The organism is Desulfosarcina sp., from assembly GCF_033791525.1.
GTDB lineage: Bacteria > Desulfobacterota > Desulfobacteria > Desulfobacterales > Desulfosarcinaceae > Desulfosarcina.
In genome coordinates this window covers 1-2,935 of sequence record NZ_JASJGN010000180.1, presented here as the reverse complement: position 1 = coordinate 2,935, position 2,935 = coordinate 1, and the positions used below count along the sequence as shown (strand labels likewise).

3 protein-coding genes are annotated in these 2,935 nt (G+C 55.2%); 1 reads left to right on the top strand and 2 read right to left on the bottom strand.

All coding sequences use genetic code 11. The features are described 5' to 3' along the window. On the top strand, positions 1-435 hold a 435-nt coding region (locus QNK41_RS08650; RefSeq protein ID WP_319255773.1), incomplete at its 5' end, for a fibronectin type III domain-containing protein. Positions 436-645: 210 nt separating this feature from the next. Here QNK41_RS08650 and QNK41_RS08645 read toward each other — a convergent pair. Beyond that, a complete protein-coding gene (locus QNK41_RS08645) occupies positions 646-1,896 on the bottom strand; it encodes an acetyl-CoA C-acyltransferase (RefSeq protein WP_319255771.1) in 1,251 nt (416 codons plus the stop codon). An 85-nt stretch (positions 1,897-1,981) separates the two neighbouring features. Next, on the bottom strand, positions 1,982-2,935 hold a 954-nt coding region (locus QNK41_RS08640), incomplete at its 5' end, for an acyl-CoA dehydrogenase C-terminal domain-containing protein (RefSeq protein WP_319255770.1).

Sequence of the window (2,935 nt, the reverse complement as noted above, 5' to 3'; positions counted from 1 at the left end):
CGGACGGAAGGTCAGGCATATGACTACAGCCAGCCCTGCTGGATCGGCATAGATACTACCGGCACCGTCGATGGTCTGGAAGCTAATACCATGCACTACTTCGTGGTTCGCGCTTACGTGGCAGACCAGGAAAGCGCCGATTCCAATGAAATTAAATTTATCACTGCTGATTGTCTCGGAACGACCGACAGTGATAGTGACGGAATTCTGGATTCCTGTGATAATTGTATCTTAGCAGCAAATGCAGATCAGCGGGACACCGATGGAGATGGGTTTGGTAACTTCTGTGATACGGATCTGGACAACAATGGTATAACCAGTGCGTCAGATATCGCCATATTCAGAAATGTGATTGGGACGAATGATCCCGACGCCGATTTCGATGGGACGGAATTGCAAGTGCATCGGACATTGCCATATTCAGATCCTTCTTAGGGAACCCCCCTGGACCGTCAGCGTTTGTGCCTTGATTGTGTTGAAAATTCTTAACATGATTGAAAAATTGTAAGAAATACTTTAGCTCAACAATGCCTTATACAAATTGAAAACAAGGGTCCATTGAAGGTTTTAAATACAAAACCGATTATTGAATGTTAGAATTCTTGTAACTATTCGAGCTGTCGTAATTTCCAGAGCTATAGCGATCTATAATGTTTCCAGTGCACAGGCCATTGATACCCCACCGCCGCCGCACAGTGTGGCCATCCCTAATGACCGGCCCCGGTTTCTCATGGCGTATAGCAGGGTCACCATGATCCGACAGCCGGTGGCGCCCACCGGATGACCCAGACCGATGCCGGAACCGTTGACATTGGTGACCTCACGGTTCAGGTTCAGCTCCCGCTCACAGCCGATATATTGGGCGGCGAAGGCCTCGTTGACCTCAACCAATTCGAAATCGCTGATCTTCACGCCATGGCGGTCCATGAGGTTTTTTACGGCCGGCACCGGGGAGAGCCCCATGACCGACGGATGGCAGGCACCGCGGCCTGTGGCGACAATCTTGGCCAGCGGTTGAATGCCCAGTTCTCTGGCCTTGTCCGCCGACATGATCACCATGGCAGCGGATCCGTCGTTGATTCCCGAGGCGTTGCCGGCGGTGACTTTGCCGATTTTGGGTACAAAGGCAGGGGGTAGTTTCTGCAGCTGTTCCATGGTCAAACCGGGGCGGAAATGCTCGTCCCGGTCAAAGACCATGGGCTCCTTTTTTCGTCGGGGGATTTCCATGGGTACGATCTCGTCCGCGAATGAACCGTCGTCGTTGGCGCGCTCGGCATTGTTCTGGCTTTTCAGCGCCACCTCATCCATCTCCTTGCGGGAAATGTCCATGTGCTGAGCGATGAATTCAGCGGTTTGGCCCATGATGTAGGGCTTGCCCACGCACATGCTCAGCGGCGGCTGTGTGGCATCCACCGGGCCATCTTCAGGGTGGGGGATGATGTGGGAACCGCAGTGAAGGGCGTGAATCATGGCGTCCACGAAGACGGTGTCCTGCAGTCGGCATCCCCAGCGGGCATTGGGCACCTGGTAGGCTACACCGCTCATGTGTTCCACACCACCGGCAAGGATAACGTCGGCCATACCCGCCTGGATCATGGCCATACCCGACAGCACCGCTTCCATGCCGGAAATGCACACACGGTTGATGGTGACGGCCGTCACGGTGTCGGGAATGCCGGCCAGAAGCGCGGCGACACGGCTGACATTGAGGGCGTCGGCAGGCTCCATGCAGCAGCCATAGCGCACATCGTCGATAATGGCCGGGTCGATACCGGCTCGAGTGACCGCCTCTTTCATGGTGACGCTGGCGATGGTCGCCGCGTTGGAATTCTTGAGGGTTCCGCCGAAGGCCCCGATCGCGGTCCGGCAGGCCGATACGATGACAACATCTTTCATGTTCTTCTCCTGATTGGTTGATTGCTCTTAAATACTTCCGGATCGATTGGCGTTTGCTGTTAAATTGTACCCCTTTGTCTCTCTGCTAAACGCCTCCAAGACCCCGCTCTGTGATTTTCAGCACCGCCTCATCGCCGGCGCGGACGGCAGCCAGGCGACCGAGCGCAATCGGCAGCACCGCATTGATAAAATAGCGGGCGCCCTGAATCTGACCGTCGTAGAAGGCGGCGTTTTTATCCTTTTCCAGTTTTTGGGCCTTTTTTTCATCGTCCAGTCCGCCAATGATCTTCTCCAATGGCGGTGACGCTGTCACTGCCCGCCACAACAGCATCCAGCCCATGATCACATCTCCCATGGCCATCATGAAGGGGTGAGCCGATGCAAAAGCGATTTGAAACTTTGGGCTGACGGCCTGCTTGCCGATGACCATGGCGGTCTCTCCAAGCTTCTCTACAGCAGCCTCCAGTGCTGCCGCCAAGGGGTTGATGGCAGTGATGGCTTTGGCCTGGCCGATGGTGTTTTTAATTTCACCGATAAAATCCATGAACACCGCTCCCTTTTTCATACCCAGCTTGCGCCCCAGCAGATCCATGGCCTGGATACCGTCGGTGCCCTCGAAAATGGAGGCGATCTTGCAGTCCCGGGCCAGTTGTTCTACCGGGTAGTCCATGGTATAGCCGCAGCCGCCGTGCACCTGAATGGCCTCGATACAGACTTCAAATCCGCGTTCGGCGCAGTAGGCCTTGATCAACGGGGTGAGCAGGGCGATGAGATCATCGTTGCGCTCCCGCTCCTTTTTGTCGTCAGCGCATTCGGCCAGGTCGAAGCAACGGGCCACATAGTAGATGAAACTTCGCATCCCCTCTACGTGGGTTTTCATCCACAGCAGCATGCGGCGCACGTCAGGATGCCGGATGATAGGTACCGAGGGTGCCTCGGTATTCTTGCCGTCGGCCAAATCTTTCCCCTGGATGCGATCCCGTGCGAAGTTCAGCGCATGAAGGAAGGCTGCTGTAGCATTACAAAATCCCATGAAGCC

Bases quoted from the DNA above. Each gene is read 5' to 3' on its own strand.
- QNK41_RS08645 (WP_319255771.1), bottom strand. From the start codon at position 1,896: ATGAAAGATGTTGTCATCGTATCGGCCTGCCGGACCGCGATCGGGGCC.